Source organism: Bradyrhizobium sp. Tv2a-2 (assembly GCF_000472425.1).
Lineage (GTDB): Bacteria > Pseudomonadota > Alphaproteobacteria > Rhizobiales > Xanthobacteraceae > Bradyrhizobium.
This window is the reverse complement of the sequence record NZ_AXAI01000006.1, coordinates 80,537-105,317: the sequence shown is the minus strand read 5'-3', so window position 1 is coordinate 105,317 and position 24,781 is coordinate 80,537. Positions and strand designations below refer to the sequence as shown.

The window sequence follows — 24,781 nt, the reverse complement described above, 5'->3', positions numbered from 1 at the left end:
CTCTCGCTCCGGGGTTTCACATTTGCGCTCTCAGCCACCCTCAACTCTGCGTATGCCTTGCCATGAAGTTGTCGTAGCCGACTTCGGCGACCTGGAACCAAGCGTAGCTGTTGTTGGAATAGTTGGTCAGGGATTCGTAGACCTTCTTGAAGTTCGCGTTCGACGCCGACACCTCGTTGTGCAGCTCCTTGGCTGCCTTGAACGATGCTTCCATGATCGGCGGTGAGAACGGATGCAGCTTGGCCCCGCCCGCGAGCAGCTTGCGCAGCGCGTTTGGATTCACTGTGTCGTATTTCGCCATCATCCAGTTGTTGGCGAAGTGGCCGGCCTGCTCGAGCAGGCTCTGATAATATTTCGGCAGCGCGTTCCATTTGTCGAGGTTGATGAAGGCGAGCAGCATCGGGCCCCCTTCCCACCAGCCCGGATAGTAGTAGTGCGGCGCGACCTTGTAGAGGCCGAGCTTCTCGTCGTCATAGGGGCCGACCCATTCCGCCGCATCAATGGTGCCCTTTTCCAGCGCCGGATAGATGTCGCCGCCGGCAAGCTGCTGCGGCACGCAGCCGAGCTTCTGCATCACCCGCCCGGCAAAGCCGCCGATGCGGAATTTCAGGCCCTTCAGATCATCGACGGTGTTGATCTCCTTCCTGAACCAGCCACCCATCTGGCAACCGGTGTTACCGGCAAGAAGCGAGGTGATGTTGTAGCTTTTGTAGAAGTCGTTGAGGATCTCCTTGCCGCCGCCCATCATGTACCAGGCTTGGTTGATGCGCATGTCGGGCCCGAACGGGATCGAGGAGCCGAAGGTGAAGGTCGGGTCCTTGCCGAAATAATAGTAGGAGGCGGTATGGCCCATCTCCACCGTCGCGCTCTGCACGGCATCCAGCACCTGCAGGCCGGGCACAATCTCGCCGGCGGCAAACGTCTGGATCTGGAATTTGTTGTCGGTGGCTTCTCCGACCATCTTGGCCATCATCTCGGCGCCGCCATGCAGCGTGTCGAGCGATTTCGGCCAGCTCGTCGTCATGCGCCACTTGATCTCCGGCATACTCTGCGCGATTGCCGGAGCCGCCACGCTTGCGGCGCCTGCCACGCCCAAGCCGGTGACCTTGATAAAGTCTCGACGTTTCATGTTCTCTCCCTCTGATTGTGTTTTTGACTGTGTCATTTGCCTTCTTCCCGAGGCTTGGCTCTTTGACTGAGCATGATCTGTTCGGAAAACCGCTACACACTTTTCCGGATCATGCCAGAAACATGGAACAAACGGTTTCCGATTTCCATCCCCTGTTTGAGGTCCGGACGCGGCAAAAAAGCCCGGCCTCTGGCGAGACCGGGCTTCTCTATACGACTTAAGGATAGGATCAGCCGCGGGTGCGCGAGCGGATCATGAAGCTGTCGAAGGTGTATTCGGCCACCTGCCACCACAGATATTCGTCGGAGCGGTAGGCCTGCATGGCGTCGATCGACTTCTTGAAGTCGGGGTTCTTGGCCGAGATTTCAGCCCACAGCTCGTTGGTCGCCTTGAGGCAGGCTTCCAGGACCTCGTTGGTGAAGGGGCGCAGCTGCGTGCCGCCGGCAACCAGCCGCTTCAGGGCCGACGGGTTCTGCATGTCGTAGCGCGCGGCCATCCAGGTGTTGGCGTTGGCGCAGGCATTTTCGAGCACCGCCTGGTAGCTCTTCGGCAGCGAATTCCACTTGTCCAGATTGCAGAAGGCATGGACGGTCGGACCGCCCTCCCAGAAACCCGGATAGTAGTAGTACTTCGCGACCTTCTGGAAACCGAGCTTCTCGTCGTCATAGGGACCGACCCACTCGGCGCCGTCGATGGTGCCCTTCTCCAGCGCCGGATAGATGTCGCCGCCCGCGAGCTGCTGCGGCACGACACCGACCTTCTGCAACACCTGGCCGGCGATGCCGCCGATGCGGAATTTCAGGCCCGAGAGATCGGCGACCGTCTTGATCTCCTTGCGGAACCAGCCGCCCATCTGCGTGCCGGTGTTGCCGCAGGGAAACGCGATCACGCCGAACTTCTTGAAGAACTCGTTGCCGAGCTCCTGGCCACCGCCCTGATACCACCAGGAATTCTGCATGCGTGCATTGAGACCGAACGGCACCGAGGCGTAGATCGCGAAGGTCGGATCCTTGCCGACGTAATAGTAGGAGACGGTGTGGCTCATCTCCACCGTACCGTTGGAGGTCGCGTCCAGCGCCTGCAGGCCCGGCACGATCTCACCGGCCGAGAACACCTGAATCTGAAACTTGTTGTCGGTCATGTCTGCGACGTATTTCGCGAACTCGACCGACGCGCCATAGATGGTGTCGAGCGACTTCGGAAAGCTCGACGTCATGCGCCATTTGACTTCAGGCGAGGACTGGGCAATCGCCGGCGATGCAACTGCTGCCGCGGCGGCCGCTCCGGTTGCCGAAACCTTCAAAAAATCACGACGCTTCATTGTATGGCCTTCTCCTTGTGGCGCGTTTTTTCCAATTCATAGCAAGCATGCTTCCGGCGACGCGACCTGAAGTCGAACCGAAGCGCTCAGAGGCGGGCCTTTAACACGGAAAGTCGCGGTCGAAAACGCAACATTGGCATGACGAGGTGGTGAAACAGACGGGTGATTAAACCAAAGTCGCAGATCGACCCGTCTCCCTCGTCAGGCAGCCGCGATCACACCCTTGAGCTGCTCGCGCACCTGACCTGCAATGGCGCGATAGATCGCAGCATGCGGGCCGTCGGGCTCGCTGACCACCACGGGATTTCCGGCATCCGAGGTTTCGCGAATCGCGATGTGCAGGGGTACTTCGCCGAGGAACGGAACACCGAGCCGCTCAGCCTCATGCCGCGCCCCTCCATGGCCGAATATATCCGAGCGCGTGCCGCAATGCGGGCACTGGAAGTAGCTCATGTTCTCGATGATGCCGAGCACTGGGACGTTGACCTTCTTGAACATCGCCAAGCCCCGCCGCGCATCGATCAGGGAGAGGTCCTGCGGGGTGGAGATGATGACGGCGCCTTTCAGCGGAACGTTCTGCGCAAGCGTCAGCTGCGCGTCGCCCGTACCCGGGGGCATGTCGACAACAAGCACGTCGAGCGTGCCCCAGGCGACGTCGCGGAGCATCTGGGTGATCGCCGACATCACCATCGGCCCGCGCCAGATCATCGCGGTGTCTTCCTCGACCAGGAAGCCGATCGACATGATCGAGAGACCAAAACGCTCGATCGGGATCATCTTGCGGCCGTCATTGAGCTCGGGCTTTTCGCGAATGCCCGTTAGCCGCGGCACCGAGGGACCGTAGATGTCGGCATCGAGCAGGCCCACGCGCAAGCCCAGCGCCTTCAGGCCGAGCGCGAGGTTGAGCGCGGTGGTCGACTTGCCGACGCCGCCCTTGCCCGAGGCGACCGCAATCACCGCGGCGATGCCGGGAATCTCCGCCTGCCGCGCCATCGGCGAGCCGGCGGGACTGTGCGGCGGACGGTGTGATGAGACCGGCGCCACGCCCGGCCCTGGAGCCTGCCTTGCAGCCTGCGGAGCCGCTCCCGGCTTGCGCTCGGCGGTGAGCGCGATCATCGCAGTAGAAACGCCGGGCAGCGCGCGCACCGCGCGTTCGGCCGCCGCCCGCACGTCTTCCCAGGCGCGCGCCTCGGCCGCATCGACATTGATGGAGAAAAACACCTTGCCATCATTGATGGCAATCGCCGACAGCACATTGGCGTTGGTGAGCGCAACCCCGCGCGGCGACTTCACCAAAGCGAGGGCATCGAGAACCTGTTGCTGCGTCACACTCAAAACGCTTCTCCGTCCGATCTATCTTTCCGGACAGATAGGACGGATTGGCAGAAAAGAACAGCGGTTCCCGCCTTTGCTCTGCGAGCTTCGGCAGGGCCAGCCCGCCTACGCGACCTTCGCTCCGATATCGTCGGCGGCCACGTCCGGCGCGGCCCCGCTGGCTTCCTTGGCAGCCTCGTAATTCAGCTCGATCATGACGCCGTTGGGGTCATTGACGAAGATCTGCCAGAGATCGCCGCCGGGAACCTGCCGTGCCTCGAATTGCATGCCCTTGGACTGCAGCCGCTGCCGCATGGCATCAAACCCTCGGCTGACAAAGGCGACATGATGGACGCAGCCGGAATCGGGCTTTTGGGCTTCCGCGGTCGGCGAAATATCGACGAGATGCACCACCGGCTTGCCCTCGCTGTACATCCAGGCCCCCGGGAACGCGAAGTTCGGCCGCGCGCCATTCTCCAGCCCCAGAACGTCCTCATAGAAACGGACCGTATCGGCAAGCTTCCGGGTCCGGATGTTGAAATGATCGAGCACGCCCACGCTCATGCGAAACACTCCCTTTTTTTGGGCCTTCGTTGACAGGATATCCTAGCACGAATTTACCGCCTACAGCCACGGAAGGCGTTGCCCTTCACATTCGAGGGGGTATGGTGCGCCCTTCCCTCCGCCCGGCCTCAAGCGGCTGGGCCAAGAACCCAAGGTAGCAAGGTAGAACAGATGGCTAAAGTCGCTTTTATCGGTCTCGGCGTCATGGGATTCCCGATGGCTGGATACCTCGTGAAAAAGGGCGGCCATGAGGTGACGGTCTACAACCGCACCGCAGCCAAGGCTCGGCAATGGGTTGAAAAGTTCGGCGGCCGCGCCGCGCCGACTCCGAAGGCCGCTGCCGAAGGCCAGGATTTCGTGATGTGCTGCGTCGGCAATGACAACGACCTGCGCGCGGTCACCATCGGTCCCGACGGCGCTTTTTCCGGCATGAAGAAGGCCGCGACCTTTGTCGATCACACCACCGCCTCCGCCGAGGTCGCACGCGAACTCTACGCTGAGGCCAACAAGGGCGGCTTCAAATTCGTCGACGCCCCCGTCTCCGGCGGCCAGGCCGGTGCCGAGAATGGCGTGCTCACGGTGATGTGCGGCGGCGACGAAGCCGCTTACGCCGGCGCCGAGCCTGTTATCGCGGCCTATGCGCGGATGTGCAAACGCCTGGGCCCCGCGGGCGCCGGCCAGCTCACCAAGATGGTCAACCAGATCTGTATCGCAGGCCTCGTCCAGGGCCTCTCGGAGGGCATTCATTTTGCGAAGAAGTCCGGCCTCGACGTGCAGGCCGTAATCGACACCATCTCCAAGGGCGCCGCACAGTCCTGGCAGATGGAGAACCGCTACAAGACCATGAACGAGGGCAAGTTCGATTTCGGCTTTGCCGTGGAATGGATGCGCAAGGACCTCTCGATCTGCATCGCGGAAGCCCGGCGCAACGGCGCCACGCTTCCCGTCACCGCACTGGTCGACCAGTTCTATGCCGAGGTCGAGAAGCTCGGCGGCAAGCGCTGGGACACGTCGAGCCTCCTGGCGCGGCTGGAGAAGTGAACGGGCCATGCTGAGCGCGTCGACGACGCGCTCACAGTCATTAATTTAACCATCCGTTAACGAGAATTCTTAGCTTCTTAAGGCAGCTCTTAAGGATTTGGCGCCAGAGATAGACGATGCAAAAAGCCCGCGCGGTTCGTGGGCAGGATTTGTGTTGTTTGATGAGTGCGCCCGCCGAAAAGCCCGAGGTTGTACAGCTTCCGGTCGAGCCGCCGGCGGCGGCTTCCGCGAGCCATCGGCGGGCCGCGCAGCAACGGGTGCGCGAGGCGCGCGATCGGTTAACCTCGACCAGCGGCACGCGTCCGGCCTTCGATCACGAGCTGCTCCGGCAATACGCCCAGACCCGCATCTCCGCCTCCTATGTCGTGATGCTGCTCGTGGTCGCGACGGGCATGCTGTTCGGCCTCTGGATGCAGCCGATCCCGGCGGCGGCCTGGACCTGCGGCATGCTCTGCATCCATGCCGCCATCATGCGCAGCTGCTACCGCTTCCTGTCCGAACCGCAGACGCCGGCCTCGACCCGCAAATGGCGCACGCGCTTTGTGCTGCTCGACCTGCTCTACGGCCTGTGCTGGATGGCGATTCTGACCCATCCGGCGCTCGATGTCGTCTCCGACACCGTGATGATGTTCCTGACGCTGCTGGTGGTCGCGGTCTCCAGCATGCTCGCCGCCAACCTGCCGATCGCGGCACTCGCCGCCACCGTGCCGGTGACGGTCGCGATCGCGATGAATTTCCTGCTGGCCGGCACGTTCGACAAATATGTGCTGGCGGCGCTCGCGCTCGCCGCCGAAGGTTATTTTGCGCTCCTCGCCCATCGCCTGCATTCGACGACGCTTGCGACGCTGGAAGCGCGCGCGGAAAAAGACGCGCTGATCGGCGAGCTGGAGCAGGCCAAGTCGATCTCGGACGAGGCGCGCTATCGGGCGGAAGCGGCCAATGTCGCGAAGTCGCGCTTCCTGGCGCAGATGAGCCATGAGCTGCGCACGCCGCTCAACGCCATCCTCGGATTCTCCGAGGTGATGAAGAGCGAGATCTTCGGCGCCCATGCGGTGCCGGTCTACAAGGAATATTCTGCCGACATCCATAATTCCGGCGTGCACCTGCTCAACCTGATCAACGAGATCCTCGACCTCTCGCGCATCGAAGCCGGCCGCTACGAGCTCAACGAGGAAGCGGTGGCGCTGGTCAACGTGGTGGCCGATTGCCATCATCTGTTGAAACTGCGCGCATCGACCCGCGGCATCACCATCCACGAGATGTTCGAGATTGGCATGCCGAAAATCTGGGGCGATGAGCGCGCGGTCCGCCAGATCGTGCTGAACCTGTTGTCCAACTCGATCAAGTTCACCCCGCAAGGCGGCGAGATCTGGCTCAAGGTCGGCTGGACCGCGTCGGGCGGACAATATCTGAGCGTGAAGGACACCGGCTCCGGCATTCCCGAAGAGGAAATCCCGATCGTGCTCGCCTCCTTCGGCCAGGGCTCCAACTCGATCAAATCCGCCGAGCAAGGCGCGGGCCTCGGCCTGCCGATCGCCAAAAGCCTGGTCGACATGCATGGCGGCACCTTCACGCTGAAATCGAAGCTGCGGATCGGCACCGAGGTCATCGTCACCTTCCCGCCGGAACGGGTGATGTCGGCGCTCGCCCCGATGGTCGAACCTACGATCGACGAGGCGCCGCCGCTGCAGCCGGAGACCGCAGGCACCGCAACCCCGGAGGAAAGGCGGCGCGTGCGGCACAAGCCGATCATGAGTGCCGGCACAGGAATCTAGCTCTTGCGCCGGCATTGAAATCGCCTTCACTATCATTCCTGATGAGCAAAGAATCGCCGTGCATCGCAGTCTGTATGATCGATCCCGGAAGTGGCCTCTGTTACGGCTGCGGCCGCACGCTGCCGGAGATCGCAAGCTGGCATCGCCTGGAAAGCGCCGAGCGGCAGGCCGTGATGGCCACCCTCACCCGGCGCATGCTGGACGCTGGGCTCAAGCCGTCAGGCGGCGGCAAAGCGGGCTGACGCGCCGCCACGCAGGAGGCGCGCGATGAGCCGCATGGTTTTGGTCCTGATCATGCTGGCCTTCACCGCAGGCGCCGTGGTCGCCTACAAGGATCCGGAGCGGGTCGCGCGCGCCAGCGAGACGCTGTCGGAAGTGATGCGCGAGCGCTCGCTGTCAACCTCCCGAGCGGTGCAGATCGCGCGCGGCCAGAATGGCGAGTTCGCACTGCGCGCCAGAATCAACGGCGTCATCGCTCCCATGGTGGTCGACACCGGCGCCACCTCGGTGGTGCTCACCTACGAAACCGCGCGCGCCGCGGGCCTTCCGCTGGAGCTATTGGAGTACGATGTCGACGTCGAGACCGCCGGCGGCCATACCAAGGCGGCGCGGCTGACCCTGGACCGGCTTGCGATCGGCAAGCTGGTCGAGCGTTCGGTCCCGGCGCTGGTGGTGCCGCATGGCCAGATGAAGACCAACCTGCTCGGCATGAGCTTCCTCGACCGGCTGGAAAGCTGGGAGGTCCGCTCAGACCATTTGATGCTGCGCGGCTATCCCTAAAGCAGCAGCCTCACTTCACCTGCCGCTTCTCGAGCTTTCGCGCCAGGGTCCGGCGGTGCATGCCGAGGCGGCGCGCGGCTTCCGAAATGTTGAAGTCGGTCTCGATCAAAGTCTGATGGATGCGCTCCCATTCCAGCGTCTTGATCGAGGTCGGGCGCTCGGCGAGCGCGATCTCTGCATTGCCTTCGGCCTTCTGGAACGCGGCTTCGATATCATCGGTGTTGGCTGGTTTTGCCAGATAATGGCAGGCCCCTAACTTGATGGCCTCGACCGCGGTCGCAATGCTGGCAAAGCCGGTCAGCACCACGATCAGCATCTCCGGATCATGCGCATGCAGCGCCTCGACGCAGGCAAGGCCCGACGCGCCGCCGAGCTTGAGATCGACCACGGCATGGCCGGGAGATTTCTCCTCCAGAACCTTGCGCAACTCGTCCAGCGACGCCGTGACCACGACCTCGTAGCCGCGGCGTTCGAACGAGCGCTTCAGCGTGCGGGCAAAGCCGTCATCGTCCTCCACGATCACCAGGTTCCGTTCAGCCGTCAAAGTGGCCTCCGATGGCAAGCGTCGCCAAGGGCAGCGCAAGCCTGATGGTCGCACCGCGCTTGCGGTGGTTCTGCGCCGTCACCACGCCGCCGAGCTTGCGGATGACGTTGACGACCAGGAACAGGCCGAGCCCGCTCCCCGGACGGCCCTTGCTGGATTGATAGGGCCGGCCAAGCTGCGCGAGAATTTCGGGCGGGAAGCCGGGGCCGCGATCGCTGACGGACAGCACCAAAGTGTCGCCGTCGCGCTCGACCGCAAGCTCAACCCAGTCGCGCGAGACTTCCAGCGCATTGTCGAGCACGTTGAAGATCGCCTGCTTCAAGGTCACGTCGGAGACGATGGTAAGGTCAGTGCCAACCGCGTTCCTGAACTGCAGGCAATTCACCGAGCGCGCCTCGCGCCACTCCTCGACCAGCGCGGTGAGGAATGCGGTGATGGTGGTCGGCGCGGAGCCTTCGCCGCGCGCCTGGCCGGCCGAGACGAGAATGCCCGTGACGATGGTCTTGCAGCGCTGCAGCGAGGCTTCCATCTCGGCGAGGTCGTCGGCGATCTCCAACTCCGCCGTCAGCGCGGGCATGCGGCGCCAATCGCTCAGGATGACCGACAGCGAAGCGAGCGGCGTTCCGAGCTCATGCGCGGCGCCGGAGGCGAGCAAGCCCATCCGGACGATATGGTCCTGCTCGGCGGCATGCTGGCGCAGCGCAGCGAGATGCGCATCGCGCTCCCGCAAATTGCGGTTGATGCGGGTCACGAAAATCACGAGCAGCACTGCGTCCAGCATGAAGCCGACGAACATGCCGGCGACATGCAGGCTGAACGGATCATCCATGTGATGCGGCAGTTCCAGCGGATGATAGGAAATCGTGAGCCAGCCGAAGCTCACGCAGCTCAGCACCACCAGCGACCAGCTCGAGCGGGCGTCGAGCAGCACCGCACCGAGCGTGACCTGCAGCAGATAGAGCGAGGTGAAGGGATTGGCCGCGCCACCGCTCAGATAGAGCTGCAAGGTCAGTGCGACGACATCGAACATCAAGGCGAACAGCAATTCCCGGCTGCCGATCTCGGTGCGATAGCGGACCCAGATCATGCTCGCGATATTGAGTGTCACCAGGGCACCAATCACCGCGCCCATGGCGGCGAGCGGCAAGGCGATGCCTAGCCAGAAATCGACGAAGGTGATGGTAGCAACCTGCCCGATCACTGCGGTCCAGCGCAGCTGGATCAGCAACACCATGTTCTTGCGATTGGTCGTGTCGCCTGTCGGCGGCGAGACGGCCGTGCCGACAGCCTCGGGGCCAGCGCGATTGGGCAAAGCCAATGCGGCAGCGTCCTCGCCGAGCGCGGACGTCCCGGCGGCCTCAGATGGACCCTGCAACCTCTTCAGCATCTGGTCCCGTCCTGCGCGTGAGGACGCGGGCTCCGCCCGGCGACAGGCGGACAGAGCGGGCGGCACCGGCGGAACGCAACAACGCGCCGGCGAGCATGACGGCCAACATAAGGGCCAAGCCAAACCATGTCAGTGCATAAATCAGGTGGTTGTTGTGAAACTTGACGACCGTCAGCCCGCCGCGCGGATAGCCGCTCCGGTTAGGCGTGGCATCGGCATCGATAAAGAATGGGGCGACGCGCGGCAAGCCTCGGGCGGCGGCGATGGCCTCAACATCCCGCGAATACCAGTGTTCCCCCGCCGGGTCATTGTTGCGCAGGAAACCGCCCTTGGGCTCCGTTAGCCGTAACAGGCCCGTGATGACCACCGGTGCAGCCGGATCGCGGTCACGCCGCGTCGCCTGGTCGCGCCGCTCCGGCGGCACGAAGCCGCGATTGATCAGGACCACGGCACCGTCTGCCGTCTCGAGCGGCGTGAGCACCCAAAAACCGGCGCCGTCATCGGTGACGGCCTTCACCAGCGTCTCGCGATCATGCAGGAACCGACCCGTGACGGTGATCCGCCGGTATTCGTCTTTGACGGCATCGATTGCAGACCAGGATGCCGGCGCCGGCATCGGCTCGGACACGGCGTGGAGACGATGCTCGACCCTGTCGATCAGCGCAAGCTTCCAGGCGCGACGCTCGACCTGCCAGATCCCGAGCGCGATCAGGCCAGCAATGACAAGCAGCGCAACAAGCGCCAGCCATGGTGAAAACGGCCTCGCGCGCACCTTACTCGCCGCCCCCTCGGAGACGGCGTTCGAGGCGTCGCCGGGCCGCTGCTCTGTCACTGCATCCGGCCCATCTCGTGGGTCGGCATCATGTTGATGTTGAGATGATGCATAACCCAGAGCGATCCGGTCATGGCGATCACCACCATGACGACGGTGAAGATCAGCGCCATCATGGTCCAGCCGCCTTCAGACGTCGTGTTCATGTGCAGGAAGTAGATCATGTGCACTACGATCTGCACCGCGGCGAAGGCCATGACCACCAGCGCGGTGACCTGCTTGTCACCGAGCACGCCGCTCATGACGAGATAGAACGGCACCGCGGTCAGAACGACCGACAGGAAGAAGCCGGTCAGATAGCCCGACAGCGTGATTTCGCCATGCGCCATGCCGTGGTCGTCATGCGCCACGTGGCCGGAGTGAGTTTCTGCGCTCATCGCAACATTCCCAGGAGATAGACGAAGGTGAAGACGCCGATCCAGACCACGTCGAGGAAGTGCCAGAACATGGACAGGCACATCAGCCGCCGCTTGTTGGCTTCGATCAGGCCGAAGCGCCAGACCTGCACCATCAGCGTCGTCAGCCAGACAAGGCCGAACGAGACATGCAGCCCGTGGGTGCCGACCAGGGTGAAGAACGACGACAGGAACGCGCTGCGCTGCGGCGTCGCGCCTTCATGGATCATGTGGCGGAACTCGGAGAGCTCGATGCCGACGAAGGCAAGGCCAAAGAGACCGGTGATCGCGAGCCAGACTTGCGTCGCCGCGATCCGCGACCGCTCCATCGAGAGCATCGCAAAGCCGTAGGTGATCGACGACAACAGCAGCATCGAGGTGTTGACCGCGACCAGCGGCAGGTCGAACAGATCCTTCGGCGCGGGACCGGCAGCATAGTTGCTGCCGAGCACGCCATAGGTGGCAAACAGGATCGCGAAGATGAGACAGTCGCTCATCAGGTAGATCCAGAAGCCGAGCATGGTGCTGCCGCCCTCGGCGTGGTCGTGCTCGTCGAGGACGTAAAAGATCGGCTGCGCGGTCGAGGCCTGCGCGGGATTGACGTTGATGCTCATGGCTTTGCTCCCGCGCCAAGCAGACGCGTCCGCGCGTTTTCCTCCCGCACGACCGTATCGGCCGGGATGTGGAAGTCGCGGTGGTAGTTGAAGGTGTGGCCGATGGCGACCGCAATGAGCGCGATGAAGCTGAGGCCCGCGAGCCACCACATATACCAGATCATGCCCACTGCAAACGCCGTGCTCAGCCCGGCAAGAATGACCCCGGTGCCGGTGTTGCTCGGCATGTGAATCGGCTTGAAGCCGGTGAGCGGACGGCTGTAGCCGCGGTGCTTCATGTCCCACCAGGCGTCGCTGTCATGGACGACGGGCGTGAAGGCGAAGTTATAGTCCGGCGGCGGCGACGAGGTCGCCCATTCCAGCGTCCGCGCGTTCCAGGGATCGCCGGTGACGTCGCGCAGCTGCTCGCGCCTGAGCACGCTGACCGCGATCTGCACCAGGAAGCAGACGATGCCGAGGAAGACCATGAGCGCGCCGACAGCCGCGATCACAAACCATATCTGCAGCGATGGATCGTCGAACACGCGCAACCGCCGCGTCACGCCCATCAGTCCCAGCACGTAAAGCGGCATGAAGGCGAAGTAGAAGCCGACCACCCAGAACCAGAACGACAGCTTGCCCCAGAACGGATCGAGCCGGAAGCCAAACGCCTTCGGGAACCAGTAGGCAATGCCGGCAAAGATCCCGAAGACCACGCCGCCAATGATGACGTTGTGGAAATGGGCGACCAGGAACAGGCTGTTATGCAGCACAAAGTCGGCCGGCGGCACCGCGAGCAGCACGCCGGTCATGCCGCCGATCACAAACGTCAGCATGAACGCCATCGTCCACATCATCGGCAACTCGAAGCGGATACGGCCGCGATACATCGTGAACAGCCAGTTGAACATCTTCGCCCCGGTCGGGATCGAGATGATCATGGTGGTGATGCCGAAGAAGGAGTTGACGCTGGCGCCGGAGCCCATGGTGAAGAAGTGGTGCAGCCAGACGAGGTAGGACAGGATGGTGATGACCACCGTGGCGTAGACCATCGAGGTGTAGCCGAACAGCCGCTTGCCCGAGAAGGTCGAGGTGACCTCGGAGAAGATGCCGAAGGCGGGCAGGATGAGGATGTAGACTTCGGGATGGCCCCAGATCCAGATGAGGTTGACATACATCATCGGATTGCCGCCGAAATCATTGGTGAAGAAATCGGTGCCGACATAGCGGTCGAGCGACAGCAGCGCGAGCACGGCGGTGAGCACCGGGAAGGACGCCACGATCAGAACGTTGGTGCAGAGCGCGGTCCAGGTGAACACTGGCATCCGCATCATGGTCATGCCGGGCGCGCGCAGTTTCACGATGGTGCAGATCAGGTTGACGCCCGATAGCAGTGTGCCGACACCCGCCACCTGCAGCGCCCAGATGTAATAGTCGACGCCGGCATCGGGGCTGTAGCCGAGGTTCGACAACGGCGGATAGGCGAGCCAGCCGGTGCGGGCGAACTCGCCGACGAACAGCGACATCATCACCAGCACCGCGCCGGCCGTCGTCATCCAGAAACTGAAATTGTTCAGGAACGGGAACGACACGTCGCGTGCGCCGATCTGCAGCGGCACGACGTAGTTCATGAGGCCCGTGACCAGCGGCATGGCCACGAAGAAAATCATGATCACGCCATGCGCCGTGAACACCTGGTCATAGTGATGCGCAGGCAGGAAGCCTTCCGAACCGTTGAAAGCAATCGCCTGCTGCATGCGCATCATCAGCGCGTCCGCAAAGCCGCGGAGCAGCATCACGATGCCGAGGATCATGTACATGATGCCGATGCGCTTGTGGTCGACCGTGGTGAACCACTCGCGCCACAGATAGCTCCACAGGCGGAAATAGGTGATGGCGCCGAACACCGCGACGCCGCCCATGGCGACCACGGCGAACGTGCCGAGGATGATCGGCTCGTGCAGCGGCAGCGAGTCCAGCGTCAGCCGGCCGAAGATGAATTTGAGGAGGTCGGGATTGTTGAACATTGCGCTCTCGTTCAAGAATCGGATTTCGGACGCAGTGCCGAGAGGAACGACGTGGAGGACCGGCGCGATTGGCCGAGGTAAGGCGGCTTCAGCCCGGCGCCCATCAGCGGCGTGGCGTTGACCGGCGCCCTGATATCCCTCGCCTCGCGCGCGCCCGGCGCGTCGGTTGAGCAGGCGCCGAGAACATAGGCGGGCTCGGGGCCGAACACTGCTCCGCGCCGTGCGGACTTGTCGTAATTCAGCGGCAGGGTGTTCTCGATTCCGGCCATGCCCAGCCCACCCTTGGCGTCGATGGCCGTCATCTCGCTCATGCACATCTTGCCGGGCTCGACACACATGTTGAGCACGGCGTTGAATATCTCGCGATCGACGGAGGCATAGCGGCGCACGGGCACGTTCTCGCTCGGACGCTCGAGCTCGAGATAGTCGCTGCGGCCGAGCGTATTGCCGCTCGCCTTGGCGCGCGCGATCCAGGCGTCAAAGCCCTCGTCGGTCAGGCCTTCGAAGGCGAAGTGCATGCCGGAGAAGCCGGCGCCGCTGTAGTTCGCGGAAAAGCCTTTATAGGTGCCCTCCTTGTTGACCACCGCATGCAGCGAGGTCTCCATGCCGGGCATGGCGTAGATCTGGCCCGCCAGCGCTGGGACGTAGAAGGAATTCATCACCGAGGATGCGGTGATGTGGAAGTTGATGGGCCGGTTGACGGGTGCTGCCAGCTCATTGACCGTGGCGACACCGTAATCGGGATAGATGAAGAGCCACTTCCAGTCGAGCGCGACCACCTCCACCTCGATCGGCGCCCGTCCGCTGTCGACCGGACGGTCCGAAGCGATGCGGCCGAGCATGCGGTAGGGGTCGAGCAAATGCGTCCCCATCCAGGTCACCGCGCCCAGGCATACGATGATCAGAAGTGGCGCCGACCAGATCACGAGTTCGAGCTGGGTGGAGTGATCCCATTCCGGCTCGTAGCGCGCCGCCGCGTTCGACTGGCGGTAGCGCCAGGCGAACAAGACCGTAAGCGCCATCACCGGCAGCACGATCAGCAGCATCAGGACGGTGGAGATGATGACGAGGTCGCGCTGCTGGAGGGCGACATCACCGGCCGGAGCCAACACGACAAAGTCGCATCCACTCAAGGCTAAAGCCAGAGGTAGCAGGATCAGGAGTTTCAAGCGATTCACGAGGCAACCCGTAGGAGCAGATTTTCTCTTTTCGGGCCAACGGGTAGCTGCGCCGCAACAATTCCGACATTGGACAATTTGTCCAATGTTGCAGTGCCCACAAAACGCAGAAACAGCCGGATGACACAATCGGGGCCCTGCCCCAAAAGCGAAGACGAATGGCATTATGGCGATGATAGATGCGCCGGCGCTGGCCGGAGGTGATCCACACGAAGGAGCCCATCCCGGAGAGATCGCGATCGGCGTGATCGTCGGGCGCACCTCCGAATTCTTCGACTTTTTCGTCTATGCCATCGCCTCGGTGATCGTTTTCCCGAAGCTGGTGTTCCCGTTCGTCAATGAGCTCACGGGCACTCTTTATTCTTTCGGGATCTTCGCCCTCGCGTTCCTCGCCCGCCCGTTGGGGACCGTGATTTTCATGGCGGTCGACCGCAACTACGGCAAGAGCGTCAAGCTGATCATTGCTCTGTTCCTGCTCGGCACCGCGACGGTCGGGATCGCCTTCCTGCCGGGCTACGACGCGATCGGCGCGGCCGCGATCTGGCTGCTCGCGCTCGCCCGCATTGGCCAGGGCGTTGCCTGGGGCGGCGCGTGGGACGGGCTAGCCTCGCTGCTCGCGCTGAACGCGCCACCCGATCGCCGCGGCTGGTACGCCATGGTGCCGCAACTCGGTGCGCCGCTCGGACTGATCGTGGCGAGTGCGCTGTTTGCCTTCTTTGCCGGCTATCTCTCGGCCGACGACTTCTTCGACTGGGGCTGGCGCTACCCGTTCTTCGTCGCCTTTGCCATCAACGTGGTGGCGCTGTTCGCTCGGCTGCGCATGGTGGCGACGCCGGAATATTCGTCGCTGTTCGAAAGCCGCGAGCTGCAGCCGGCCCGCATCAGCGACACCATCGCCCACGAAGGACGCCATGTGATGCTCGGCGCGTTCGCGCCGCTGGCAAGCTTTGCGCTGTTCCACATGGTCACGGTATTCCCGCTGTCCTGGGTGTTTCTATTCACCCGCGAGAGCCCGGTGCGATTCCTGGCCATCGAAATGGAGGGCGCAGCCTTCGGCGTGCTCGCCATCATCGCCTCCGGCGTGCTGGCCGACCGGATCGGACGTAAATCGCTGCTGATCGGCTCGGCACTGGCGATCGCGGTCTATAGCGGCTTCGCCCCGCAACTGCTCGATGCCGGTCCGGCCGGCGAGACCATCTACATGGTGCTCGGCTTCATCCTGCTCGGGCTGTCATTCGGCCAGTCCTCCGGCTCGATCGCCTCCAACTTTGCCCGGACCTATCGCTACACGGCCTCCGCTATTACCTCAGACCTCGCCTGGCTGTTCGGCGCGGGATTTGCGCCGCTGGCAGCACTGCTGCTGGCGAGCCGCCTCGGCCTGATGTCGGCCGGCGCCTATCTGTTGTCGGGGGCGTTCTGGACCCTGCTCGCGCTGTGGCTCAGCGGGCCCGACAAGACGATCGAGTAAAGCAAGGAGCTAGCGTTTTCGAGCGAAGTGGACACCGGTTCGCGTGAAGAAAACGCGTCAAAGCAAGAATCTAGAGCTTCGGTTCTGATTCAATCAGAACCGAAAATGCTTTTTAGGCCGCGACTGCGACCGGCTTGCGATCTTCCACCAGCGCGATCGCATCGCGCAGCACCTCGATCCCGGCGCCCGGCCTCGTGCCGTGCTCGGCGAGATGACGGCGAAAATGGCGCGCGCCGGGCACGCCATGATAGGCGCCGACGAAGTGTCGGGTGATCGCATGCAGCCGCGTGCCCCTCGCCAGCGCCGCGTCGATATACGGGAACATGGCCTCGAGCGCGTCCTTCATCGTTGCCTGCGGCGCGGCCTCGCCGAACAATTCGGAATCCACCTCGAGCAGGCGCCACGGCTCCTGGTAGGCGGCGCGCCCCAGCATCACGCCATCGACATGGGCAAGATGCGCCTTGGCTTCCGCGATGCTGCCGATGCCGCCGTTGATGATGACGGGCACATCGGGCATCGCGGCCTTGAGCCGGTAGACGCGGTCATAATCGAGCGGCGGGATGTCGCGGTTTTCCTTCGGCGACAGGCCCTGCAGCCAGGCCTTGCGCGCATGCACGATAACCGCATCGGCGCCCGCTTCCACGACGCCACGCGCCAGAACGTCGAGTGCGACTTCGGGATCCTGATCATCGATGCCGATGCGGCATTTCACCGTGACCGGAATCTCAACCGCGCGCGTCATCGCCTCCACGCCGGACACGACGAGCGCGGGCTCGGCCATCAGGCAGGCCCCGAACCGCCCCTCCTTCACCCTATCGGACGGGCAGCCGACATTGAGGTTGATCTCGTCATAGCCAAAATCCTCGCCGATCTTTGCGGCGACGGCGAGCTCGCGAGGATCGGCCCCGCCGAGCTGAAGCGCGACGGGGTGCTCGCTTCGGTCAAAGCCAAGCAACCGCGCGCGATCGCCATGGACGATGGCCGCGCTCGTCAGCATCTCGGTGTAAAGCCGCGCGCGAGCCGACAACAGCCGATGAAAGACACGGCAATGGCGGTCGGTCCAATCCATCATGGGCGCGACGGAAAATCGATAGTCTTGCGATTTCAATTCTTTACCCTATCCTCTGCACGGGATGGATCGGGAACATCTGCGTTCCAAATTAACCCAAATTGCGCGCGTTTGTACCCGCGTTGACCGCCCGGCGCACACGTAGGCATACATCAAATAAAATAGGTAGTGCAGACGGCCATGGCCACACTCACCCGGTTGCCATCCCGTGCTCCAGCGAGCAGCGCGACAGCCGTCACGGGCTTGATGGCGGAGACCCGCCGATGAGTCCTTTGAGTCAGTTCTCCTCCGACGGCGATCGCAGCTTCCAGGTCTTGTGGCAGGACGGGGATCGCATCTTCTGTCGGGCCCACCGCGGGTCCGCTGACGGCGACCAGGACACGGTGCTCGCCGTTCTGCTTGCCACGGACCACCCGACACGCGCCGGTATCGATCGTCTCGCACACGAATATGGCCTGAGGAATGAGCTGAATGCTGCCTGGGCAGTCCGTCCGCTGGAGCTCGTGCGCGAGGGCGGTCGGAGCATGCTGGTGCTGGAGGATCCGGGTGCTGAGCCGCTCTCCCGCCTGCTCGGCGCGCCCCTGGAGCTGGGACGCCTCTTCCGCTTCGCCATCGGGATTTCCAGTGCTCTCGGCAAGGCGCACCAACGCGGCCTCGTTCACAAGGATATCAAGCCGGCCAATATTCTGGTCAACGCCACGACCAACGAAGTCAGGCTCACAGGATTCGGCATCGCGTCACGGTCGCCACGCGAGCGGCCCGCGCCTGAGCCACCCGAGACGATCGCCGGCACCCTCGCCTACATGGCGCCCGAACAGACCGGGCGCATGAACCGCTCGATCGACGCCCGCAGCGACCTCTATGCGCTCGGCGTCACGCTGTTCGAGATGATCACGGGCGCTCTGCCATTCATTGCGGCCGACCCCATGGAGTGGGTGCACTGCCATGTTGCAAGAAAGCCCGTGCCGCCTGGCCAGCGGGTGAGGACTATCCCGGCCGCGATCTCGGCCATCATCATGAAGCTGCTCGCCAAGACGGCCGAGGAGCGTTACCAGACCGCGGCCGGCGTCGAGCACGACCTGCGACGCTGCCTCGCGGAATGGGAAGTCCGGGGAATGATCGATGACTTCCCCCTCGGCCAACAGGATACGCCCGACCGGCTGTTGATCCCCGAAAAGCTCTATGGCCGCGAGCGCGAGGTCGAAGCCTTGCTCGCCGCCTTCGATCGCATCGTCCAAGGTGGTGCGCCAGAGCTGGTGCTGGTCTCGGGCTATTCCGGGATCGGCAAGTCCTCGGTCGTCAACGAACTGCACAGGCCGCTGGTACCGTCGCGCGGGCTCTTCGCCGCGGGCAAATTCGACCAGTTCAAACGCGACATCCCCTATGCGACGCTCGCTCAGGCCTTTCAGAGCCTTGTCCGTCCGCTCCTCGGCAAGAGTGATGCCGAGCTGAACCGTTGGCGTGAGGCCCTTCTGGAGGCCGTTGGCCCCAACGGCCGGCTCATGGTCGACGTCGTCCCCGAGTTGAAGCTCATCATCGGAGAGCAGCCGCCGGTCTCCGAGCTTGCGCCACGGGATGCGCAGCGGCGCTTCCAGCTGGTGTTTCGCCGGTTTCTCGGCGTCTTTGCCCGGCCGGAACACCCGCTGGCCCTGTTCCTCGACGACCTGCAGTGGCTCGATGCCGCGACGCTCGATCTCATCGAGGATCTGATGACCCGGTCGGATCTGCAGCACCTCATGCTGATCGGCGCCTATCGCGACAACGAGGTCACTGCCGCCAATCCGCTGATGCGGACGCTCGACGCCATCAGGACTGCCGGCGGAAAGATAGCGGCGATCACGCTTGCGCCTCTCGCCCGGGAAGATCTCGGTCAGATGATTGCGGCCGCGCTTCGCTGCCCACCGGCACATGCCGCACCACTCGCGCGGCTGGTGCACGAGAAAACCGGCGGCAATCCGTTTTTCGCCATTCAATTCATCTCTTCGCTCGCCGAAGAACGAATGCTCACCTTCGATCATGACGCGGCGCAGTGGTCCTGGGATCTCGACCGCATTCACAACAAGGGATACACGGATAACGTCGTCGATCTCATGGTCGGAAGGCTGGTCCAACTGCCGGCGGACGCGCAGAAGGCGTTGCGTGAGCTGGCTTGCCTGGGAAACGCTGCCGAAGTCACGACGCTTTCGATGATTCTCGGAATTGCGGAGGAGCAGGTCGACGCGGCTCTATGGTCGGCTCGCTGCCAGGAGTTGGTCGAGCGCGTTGCAGGGGCCTACCGGTTCGTCCACGATCGCGTTCAAGAGGCCGCCTACTCCCTGATCCCCGAGGAGCTGCGCGGCGAGGCGCACCTTCGAATCGGGAGACTGCTCGCGGCACATACGCCTCCCGAAACACGGGAGGAAGCGATCTTCGACATCGTCAATCAGCTCAACCGCGGTGCTTCGCTTATCACTTCACGTGAGGAGCGCGAGCAAGTGGCTGAGCTCAACCTGACTGCGGGCAAACGCGCAAAGTCCTCGACGGCGTATGCATCCGCGCTCGCCTATCTCACTGCCGGTGCGGCACTGTTACCCGAAAGATCATGGGAGCACCGGTACGAATTGATCTTCGAGCTCGAGCTTCACCGGGGCGAATGCGAGTATTTGATCGGGAAATTGGCTGAGGCTGAACAACGTCTCGCTGATCTGGCAACACGTGCCCGGACCGTCGTCGACTCCGCTGCCGTCGCCTGCGCGCGCCTCAATCTCTATACGATCCTGGATCGAAGTGACGATGCCGTCGCGGTCGGCCTTGAATACCTCCGCCGCCATGAACCGCAGTGGTCGCTGCATCCGACGGCGGAGGTCGTCAACCACGAATGCAGTCAATTGTGGCAGCAACTCGAAGCTGGCTCGCTCGAAGCGCTGCTCGATCTGCCAATGATGAGCGATCCGGACCGGCGCGCAACCATGAACGTGCTCGCCGCGCTGCTGTCACCAGCGCAGTTCACGGATTTGAATTTATTCCGCCTCATCATCATTCGCATGGCAACGCTCAGCCTGGAGCATGGCAACACCGATGGTTCATGCGTGGCTTACGCTTTGCTGGGTGGCGTCCTCGCGATCTACTGGGGCCAGCCTCAGGCTGCCGTTCGCGTCGGCAGGCTTGCCTTGGATCTCGTCGAGAAACGCAGGTTCAACCGCCTCAAAGGGGCTGTCTATTCGGTGTTTGCGGTTCACGTCGCCCATTGGACGCAACCTTTGGCAGAGTGCGGGATCTGGCTGCGACGCGCCTTCGAGGCTGCAAGGGAAGCCGGTGATCTCACCTTTGCCGCCTTTGCCCGCGTTGACCTCGTCACCACTCTTCTCGCTCTCGGAGAATCTCTGGAGGACGTGGAAAGTGAGGCCGAAAGCGCGCTCGCGTTCGTGCAGGGAGCCCGGTTCGGCCAGATCGGGCACGTCATTGTTGCGCAACTGAGGCTTATCCGGGCGCTCCGGGGAAAGACCTCGGACCTGGGCTCATTCAATGACCCGGAATTCCGCGAGCGCGCATTCGAGCGGCATCTTGAGAACGACACCCGGCTGGTCATCGCCGCCTCGCGATATTGGATTCGAAAGTTGCAGGCCGCCGTTTATGCTGGCCACTATGCCAATGCGGTCGAGGCCGCGTTGAGGGCAGACAGGTTACTTTGGACACTGCCGAGTCAGATCGAGCTTCCGGAGTACCATTTCTACGCGGCCCTTGCCTGGGCGGGACACTGCGACTCCACGACAGCGGGAGAGCGATCCCTTTATTTACAAAAAGTCAGGGCTCATCACGAGCAAATCGCGCTCTGGGCAACGAGTGGACTTAAGAACCTCGCCCATCGGGCGGCGCTCCTCGACGCTGAATTGGCCCGGCTGGAGGGGCGCGAGCTTGATGCAATCCGCCTTTACGACGAGGCAGTACACTTGGCGCGCGAGCAGGGTTTCGTCCAACACGAAGGCATCGCCAACGAGTTGGCTGCGCGATTCTGGGCTGCGCGGGGCTCTCAGACAATCGCTGACGCGTATCGCCGTAATGCGAGGCACTGCTATCGAAGCTGGCGTGCCGATGGCAAGGAACGGCAATTCGATCTGCTCTACCCTCACCTTGTTCGCGAAGAGCAAACGCAGAGCCCGATGCGGACGATCGGTGAGCCGCTCGAACACCTCGACCTCGCAACTGTGATCAAGGTCTCCCAGGCTCTCTCGAGCGAGATCCTCCTGGAAAAGCTCCTCGAGACGCTCATGCGAACGGCGATGACCCAGGCAGGGGCCGAGCGCGCTCTCCTCATTCTTGCGCAGGGGACCACGCAGCGGATCGCCGCAGAAGCCACGACGCGCGGAGATATTGTAACCGTGCAGCTGCGCGACGAGGACGTCGCAGGCAGCGTGCTGCCGGAGGCGGTGCTCAATTACGTCTGGCGCATCCGGGAATGTGTCATCCTCAACGATGCCGCAGCGCAGCCGGAGTTTGCTGCTGATCCCTATATCCGCCAACGCCGAGCGCGTTCAATTCTCTGCCTGCCATTGCTCAACCAGGCGAAGTTGCTCGGCGTGCTATATCTTGAGAACAACCTGTCCCCCTGGGTCTTCGCCGCTAGCCGGCTTCCAGTCCTGAAGCTGCTCGCCTCGCAGGCTGCGGTCTCTCTCGAGAATTCCAAATTGTACCGGGATCTCGCGGAACGCGAGGCAAGGATTCGTTGCCTGGTCGATTCGGATGTCATCGGAATCGTCATTTGGGATCTGGACGGACGTCTGATCGACGCCAACGACGCGTTTCTCCGCATGCTGCAGTACGAGCGAGAGGATTTGAACGCAGGGCTTCGGTGGTTCGATATGACTCCTCCCGAATGGCAGGAACAACACGTCATCCACGAGGCCGAAGAGCTCAAGACGACGGGCGCCATGCGCGCTCGTGAAAAGGAGTTTTTCAGGAAAGACGGCAGCCGAGTGCCGGTCCTGATCGGTGCCGCCGCATTCGAGGCACAACCGAATCAGGGAGTCGCCTACGTTCTCGATCTGAGCGAGCGCAAGCGAGCGGAAGCCGCCGCCCGCGACAGCGAGCAGCGCTACCGGGAAGTACAGATGGAGCTAGCGCATGCGAGCCGTCTCGCCACCATGGGCCAACTCACGGGCTCGATCGCCCATGAAGTCAATCAACCTATCACCGGGATGGTGATCGCCGCGCAGACGGCTCTGCGACGGCTCGACCGTCAACCGCCCGATCCGGAGCAGGTACGTCAGTCGTTCAATCAAATTGCCAAATATGGCACGCGCGCAGGCGAGGTGATCGGTCGAATCCGCGGTCTCATCAGGAAAGAACCGGCACGAGAGGATTTGCTGGCCGTCAACGGCGCAATCCTCGAGGTGATCGAGCTGACCCGAGGCGAAACCGAAAAAAATCGCGTCTCGATCAAAACTGAACTCGCCGAAGGCTTGCCACTCATTCGCGGAGATCAAGTACAACTTCAGCAAGTGATGCTCAATTTGATCATCAACGCTGTCGAGGCGATGAGCGGCGTCAGCGACCGCCCGCGCGAACTCCTGATCAGAACAAGGAAGTCGGAGTCGGGCGACGTGCACGTGGTCGTTCAAGATTCAGGTCCCGGACTGTCGTCCTCCGCTCTGGAGCGCATCTTCGAGGCCTTCTACACGACCAAGCCGACTGGTTTGGGCATGGGGCTGTCGATTTGCCGTTCAATCATCGAAGCGCATCGTGGACGATTATGGGCAACCGCGAACGGATCAGAGGGAGCCAGATTTGAGTTCACCCTGCCTCAACAGAGCGAGACCATTCCGCCGGGCCCGTCGGCCAGATAAGCGAAATCGACGTCTCGTCGCGAGGCGCGGCCCACGTGGGACGAAGCGGGGCTGTGCGTTACCCGATGCTCGAAAGCCCCATGGCTCACGTCCTCGTCCGAATCGCCCGACCGGATATCGACCATGCGCTTTGCGGCCCCGCGCTGATACTCGCGACGCCGGCCAATGCACGCAGCAGGTCGCGGCGAGCGGTGCCGGCCTGGGACGTCCCATGCCGCTCGCGGCCATCAAATTCATCCATTCCACAGGCGTTAAGCTTCGCGCGCAAGTTCCGCACGTGCGGCCGCCAGCTCCTTCCTCTGCTCTGCGCTCACCTTCGGATATGCCAGATCGAGTTGCTCCACCGCCTCCACGATCGCCGCGGCGACGACAAGCCTGGTGAACCATTTGTTGTCAGCCGGCACCACGTACCACGGCGCGTGCTCGGTTGCCGTAGCCCCGATCGCTTCCTCGAACGAGCGCATATAGTCGCGCCAGTACTTGCGCTCGTGCACGTCCGAAGCAGAGAACTTCCAGTTCTTCTCCGGGCTGTCGAGGCGCTTCATGAAGCGCTTCTTCTGTTCTTCGCGCGACACATGCAGGAAAAACTTGAGGATGACTACGCCCTGCCGCATAAGATAGTTCTCGAAGTGCGCGATGTCGGCGAGCCGTTCGTCCCAGATGTGCTTGCCCATGAACGAAGGCGGCAGCCGCTGCCGCTTCAGGATATCCTCGTGGACGCGTACGACCAGGACCTCTTCGTAGTAGGAGCGGTTGAATATTCCGATCCGCCCACGCTCCGGCAGACGCATGACATAGCGCCAGAGGAAGTCATGGGCGAGATCCTCTCGCGAGGGCTGCTTGAACGAAACGACCTGGCAGCCCTGCGGATTTACCCCTGACATGACGTGTTTGATCGTGCTGTCTTTGCCAGCTGCATCCATCGCCTGAAACACGAGCAGCAGCGACCAGCGATCCTGGGCATAGAGCATATCCTGTTCTTCCGCGAGCCACTGAGTGCCGCGCTGAAGGAGTTCGGCGGCTTCGCCCTTTTCCATCTTCAGGCCGCGCGTATCATCAGGATCGAAATCCTTTAGTTGAAAGCCCTTGCCGTTGGTAACTCTGAACGGGTGGATGTAGTGCTGGATTTGGTCGAGAATCTCTTTTCTCGGCATAGAGTAACCTCCCATTTTTTGAAGAGACACTCCCGCGCTGTCTGCTCGACGGCACGGGACTTGACCTTGCCCGAGGCTTTCTGCGCTCTGGATGGCCGTGCCTTGACCATTCTATACGGCAATGATGCTCCGGGCGCACTCCCCCCTGAATGCTGCACAACCGTCATCGCTCGGAGCGACGCAAGACATTCGCGCAGGGACCGACGTACAGCTGATCGATCACTGCTCACTGCCGGCGATAGGATTTCAAGGGCTGCGATGCGCACTTGAAGGATGTCGCCCTACGCAACGACGCGACGGTCCTGCGACTCGTTTTGGTTGCCTGCTTACGGTTCGGGAAAGCCAGCCCGGCATCCCCGGCCTTCTCTCCGCAGGCCCGTGAGGAAGA

The 24,781-nt window shown here is 62.7% G+C and carries 19 protein-coding genes; 6 read left to right on the top strand and 13 right to left on the bottom strand.

Going from position 1 to position 24,781, the window contains the following annotated elements; genetic code table 11:
- Positions 1 to 40: 40 nt before the first annotated feature.
- The 4 genes from A3AI_RS0113680 to A3AI_RS0113665 all read right to left on the bottom strand — a co-directional run bounded on the left by A3AI_RS0113680 (position 41) and on the right by A3AI_RS0113665 (position 4,328).
- Complete coding sequence (locus A3AI_RS0113680) at positions 41 to 1,129, bottom strand: TRAP transporter substrate-binding protein (protein WP_024516122.1); 1,089 nt, start codon at positions 1,127 to 1,129, stop codon at positions 41 to 43.
- Positions 1,130 to 1,358: 229 nt separating this feature from the next.
- Entirely contained in the window at positions 1,359 to 2,450 is a 1,092-nt protein-coding gene (locus A3AI_RS0113675; protein WP_024516121.1) for a TRAP transporter substrate-binding protein, read from the bottom strand.
- A 201-nt stretch (positions 2,451 to 2,651) separates the two neighbouring features.
- Positions 2,652 to 3,785 carry an iron-sulfur cluster carrier protein ApbC gene (gene apbC / locus A3AI_RS0113670; protein WP_024516120.1) on the bottom strand — a complete coding sequence of 378 codons (1,134 nt, stop codon included), beginning with the start codon at positions 3,783 to 3,785 and terminating at the stop codon, positions 2,652 to 2,654.
- A 105-nt stretch (positions 3,786 to 3,890) separates the two neighbouring features.
- Complete coding sequence (locus tag A3AI_RS0113665; RefSeq protein ID WP_024516119.1) at positions 3,891 to 4,328, bottom strand: VOC family protein; 438 nt, start codon at positions 4,326 to 4,328, stop codon at positions 3,891 to 3,893.
- Positions 4,329 to 4,499: 171 nt separating this feature from the next.
- Here A3AI_RS0113665 and A3AI_RS0113660 point away from each other — a divergent pair, with 171 nt between their 5' ends.
- The 4 genes from A3AI_RS0113660 (at position 4,500) to A3AI_RS0113645 (ending at position 7,924) form a co-directional block, all read left to right on the top strand.
- Entirely contained in the window at positions 4,500 to 5,369 is an 870-nt protein-coding gene (locus A3AI_RS0113660) for an NAD(P)-dependent oxidoreductase (protein ID WP_024516118.1), read from the top strand.
- A gap of 161 nt (positions 5,370 to 5,530) precedes the next feature.
- Entirely contained in the window at positions 5,531 to 7,144 is a 1,614-nt protein-coding gene (locus tag A3AI_RS0113655) for a sensor histidine kinase (RefSeq protein ID WP_024516117.1), read from the top strand.
- A gap of 41 nt (positions 7,145 to 7,185) precedes the next feature.
- The gene (locus tag A3AI_RS0113650) at positions 7,186 to 7,386 is read left to right on the top strand and encodes a DUF1289 domain-containing protein (protein ID WP_024516116.1); all 201 of its coding nucleotides are present in this window, start codon (positions 7,186 to 7,188) and stop codon (positions 7,384 to 7,386) included.
- 25 nt (positions 7,387 to 7,411) lie between these two features.
- Positions 7,412 to 7,924 (top strand): TIGR02281 family clan AA aspartic protease, encoded by a 513-nt coding sequence (locus A3AI_RS0113645; protein WP_024516115.1) that lies wholly within the window; start codon positions 7,412 to 7,414, stop codon positions 7,922 to 7,924.
- Positions 7,925 to 7,934: 10 nt separating this feature from the next.
- Here A3AI_RS0113645 and A3AI_RS0113640 read toward each other — a convergent pair whose 3' ends face one another.
- From A3AI_RS0113640 to cyoA, 7 genes are read right to left on the bottom strand one after another with little or no spacing between them, the layout of a single operon-like run.
- Positions 7,935 to 8,468 carry a response regulator transcription factor gene (locus A3AI_RS0113640; RefSeq protein WP_024516114.1) on the bottom strand — a complete coding sequence of 178 codons (534 nt, stop codon included), beginning with the start codon at positions 8,466 to 8,468 and terminating at the stop codon, positions 7,935 to 7,937.
- Positions 8,458 to 9,855, bottom strand: a complete 1,398-nt coding sequence (locus tag A3AI_RS0113635; RefSeq protein WP_036048244.1) for an ATP-binding protein — start codon at positions 9,853 to 9,855, stop codon at positions 8,458 to 8,460. The genes A3AI_RS0113640 and A3AI_RS0113635 overlap by 11 nt, the downstream gene beginning before the upstream one ends.
- On the bottom strand, positions 9,827 to 10,687 hold the full coding sequence (locus A3AI_RS0113630; protein WP_024516112.1) for an SURF1 family protein: 861 nt from the start codon (positions 10,685 to 10,687) through the stop codon (positions 9,827 to 9,829). The genes A3AI_RS0113635 and A3AI_RS0113630 overlap by 29 nt, the downstream gene beginning before the upstream one ends.
- Positions 10,684 to 11,064: a cytochrome o ubiquinol oxidase subunit IV gene (gene cyoD, locus A3AI_RS0113625; RefSeq protein ID WP_024516111.1), complete on the bottom strand. Its 381-nt coding sequence runs from the start codon at positions 11,062 to 11,064 to the stop codon at positions 10,684 to 10,686. Before cyoD ends, A3AI_RS0113630 begins: the two co-directional genes overlap by 4 nt.
- Positions 11,061 to 11,696 carry a cytochrome o ubiquinol oxidase subunit III gene (gene cyoC / locus A3AI_RS0113620; protein WP_024516110.1) on the bottom strand — a complete coding sequence of 212 codons (636 nt, stop codon included), beginning with the start codon at positions 11,694 to 11,696 and terminating at the stop codon, positions 11,061 to 11,063. The genes cyoD and cyoC overlap by 4 nt, the downstream gene beginning before the upstream one ends.
- Positions 11,693 to 13,702, bottom strand: coding sequence for a cytochrome o ubiquinol oxidase subunit I (gene cyoB / locus A3AI_RS0113615; protein WP_024516109.1), 2,010 nt, complete (start codon positions 13,700 to 13,702; stop codon positions 11,693 to 11,695). The genes cyoC and cyoB overlap by 4 nt, the downstream gene beginning before the upstream one ends.
- Positions 13,703 to 13,713: 11 nt before the next feature.
- Positions 13,714 to 14,880, bottom strand: coding sequence for a ubiquinol oxidase subunit II (gene cyoA, locus A3AI_RS0113610; RefSeq protein ID WP_024516108.1), 1,167 nt, complete (start codon positions 14,878 to 14,880; stop codon positions 13,714 to 13,716).
- Between the two features lie 166 nt (positions 14,881 to 15,046).
- Here cyoA and A3AI_RS0113605 point away from each other — a divergent pair, with 166 nt between their 5' ends.
- On the top strand, positions 15,047 to 16,348 hold the full coding sequence (locus A3AI_RS0113605) for an MFS transporter (RefSeq protein ID WP_024516107.1): 1,302 nt from the start codon (positions 15,047 to 15,049) through the stop codon (positions 16,346 to 16,348).
- A gap of 112 nt (positions 16,349 to 16,460) precedes the next feature.
- On the opposite strand, the gene dusA is transcribed toward A3AI_RS0113605, so the two are convergent.
- On the bottom strand, positions 16,461 to 17,456 hold the full coding sequence (dusA, locus tag A3AI_RS0113600; RefSeq protein WP_084800913.1) for a tRNA dihydrouridine(20/20a) synthase DusA: 996 nt from the start codon (positions 17,454 to 17,456) through the stop codon (positions 16,461 to 16,463).
- Positions 17,457 to 17,680: 224 nt separating this feature from the next.
- Between dusA and A3AI_RS0113595 the strand changes: the two genes are divergently transcribed.
- A complete protein-coding gene (locus A3AI_RS0113595; RefSeq protein WP_051382389.1) occupies positions 17,681 to 23,239 on the top strand; it encodes a trifunctional serine/threonine-protein kinase/ATP-binding protein/sensor histidine kinase in 5,559 nt (1,852 codons plus the stop codon).
- Between the two features lie 251 nt (positions 23,240 to 23,490).
- On the opposite strand, the gene A3AI_RS0113590 is transcribed toward A3AI_RS0113595, so the two are convergent.
- Positions 23,491 to 24,393: a polyphosphate kinase 2 family protein gene (locus A3AI_RS0113590; protein WP_024516104.1), complete on the bottom strand. Its 903-nt coding sequence runs from the start codon at positions 24,391 to 24,393 to the stop codon at positions 23,491 to 23,493.
- Positions 24,394 to 24,781: the final 388 nt, after the last annotated feature.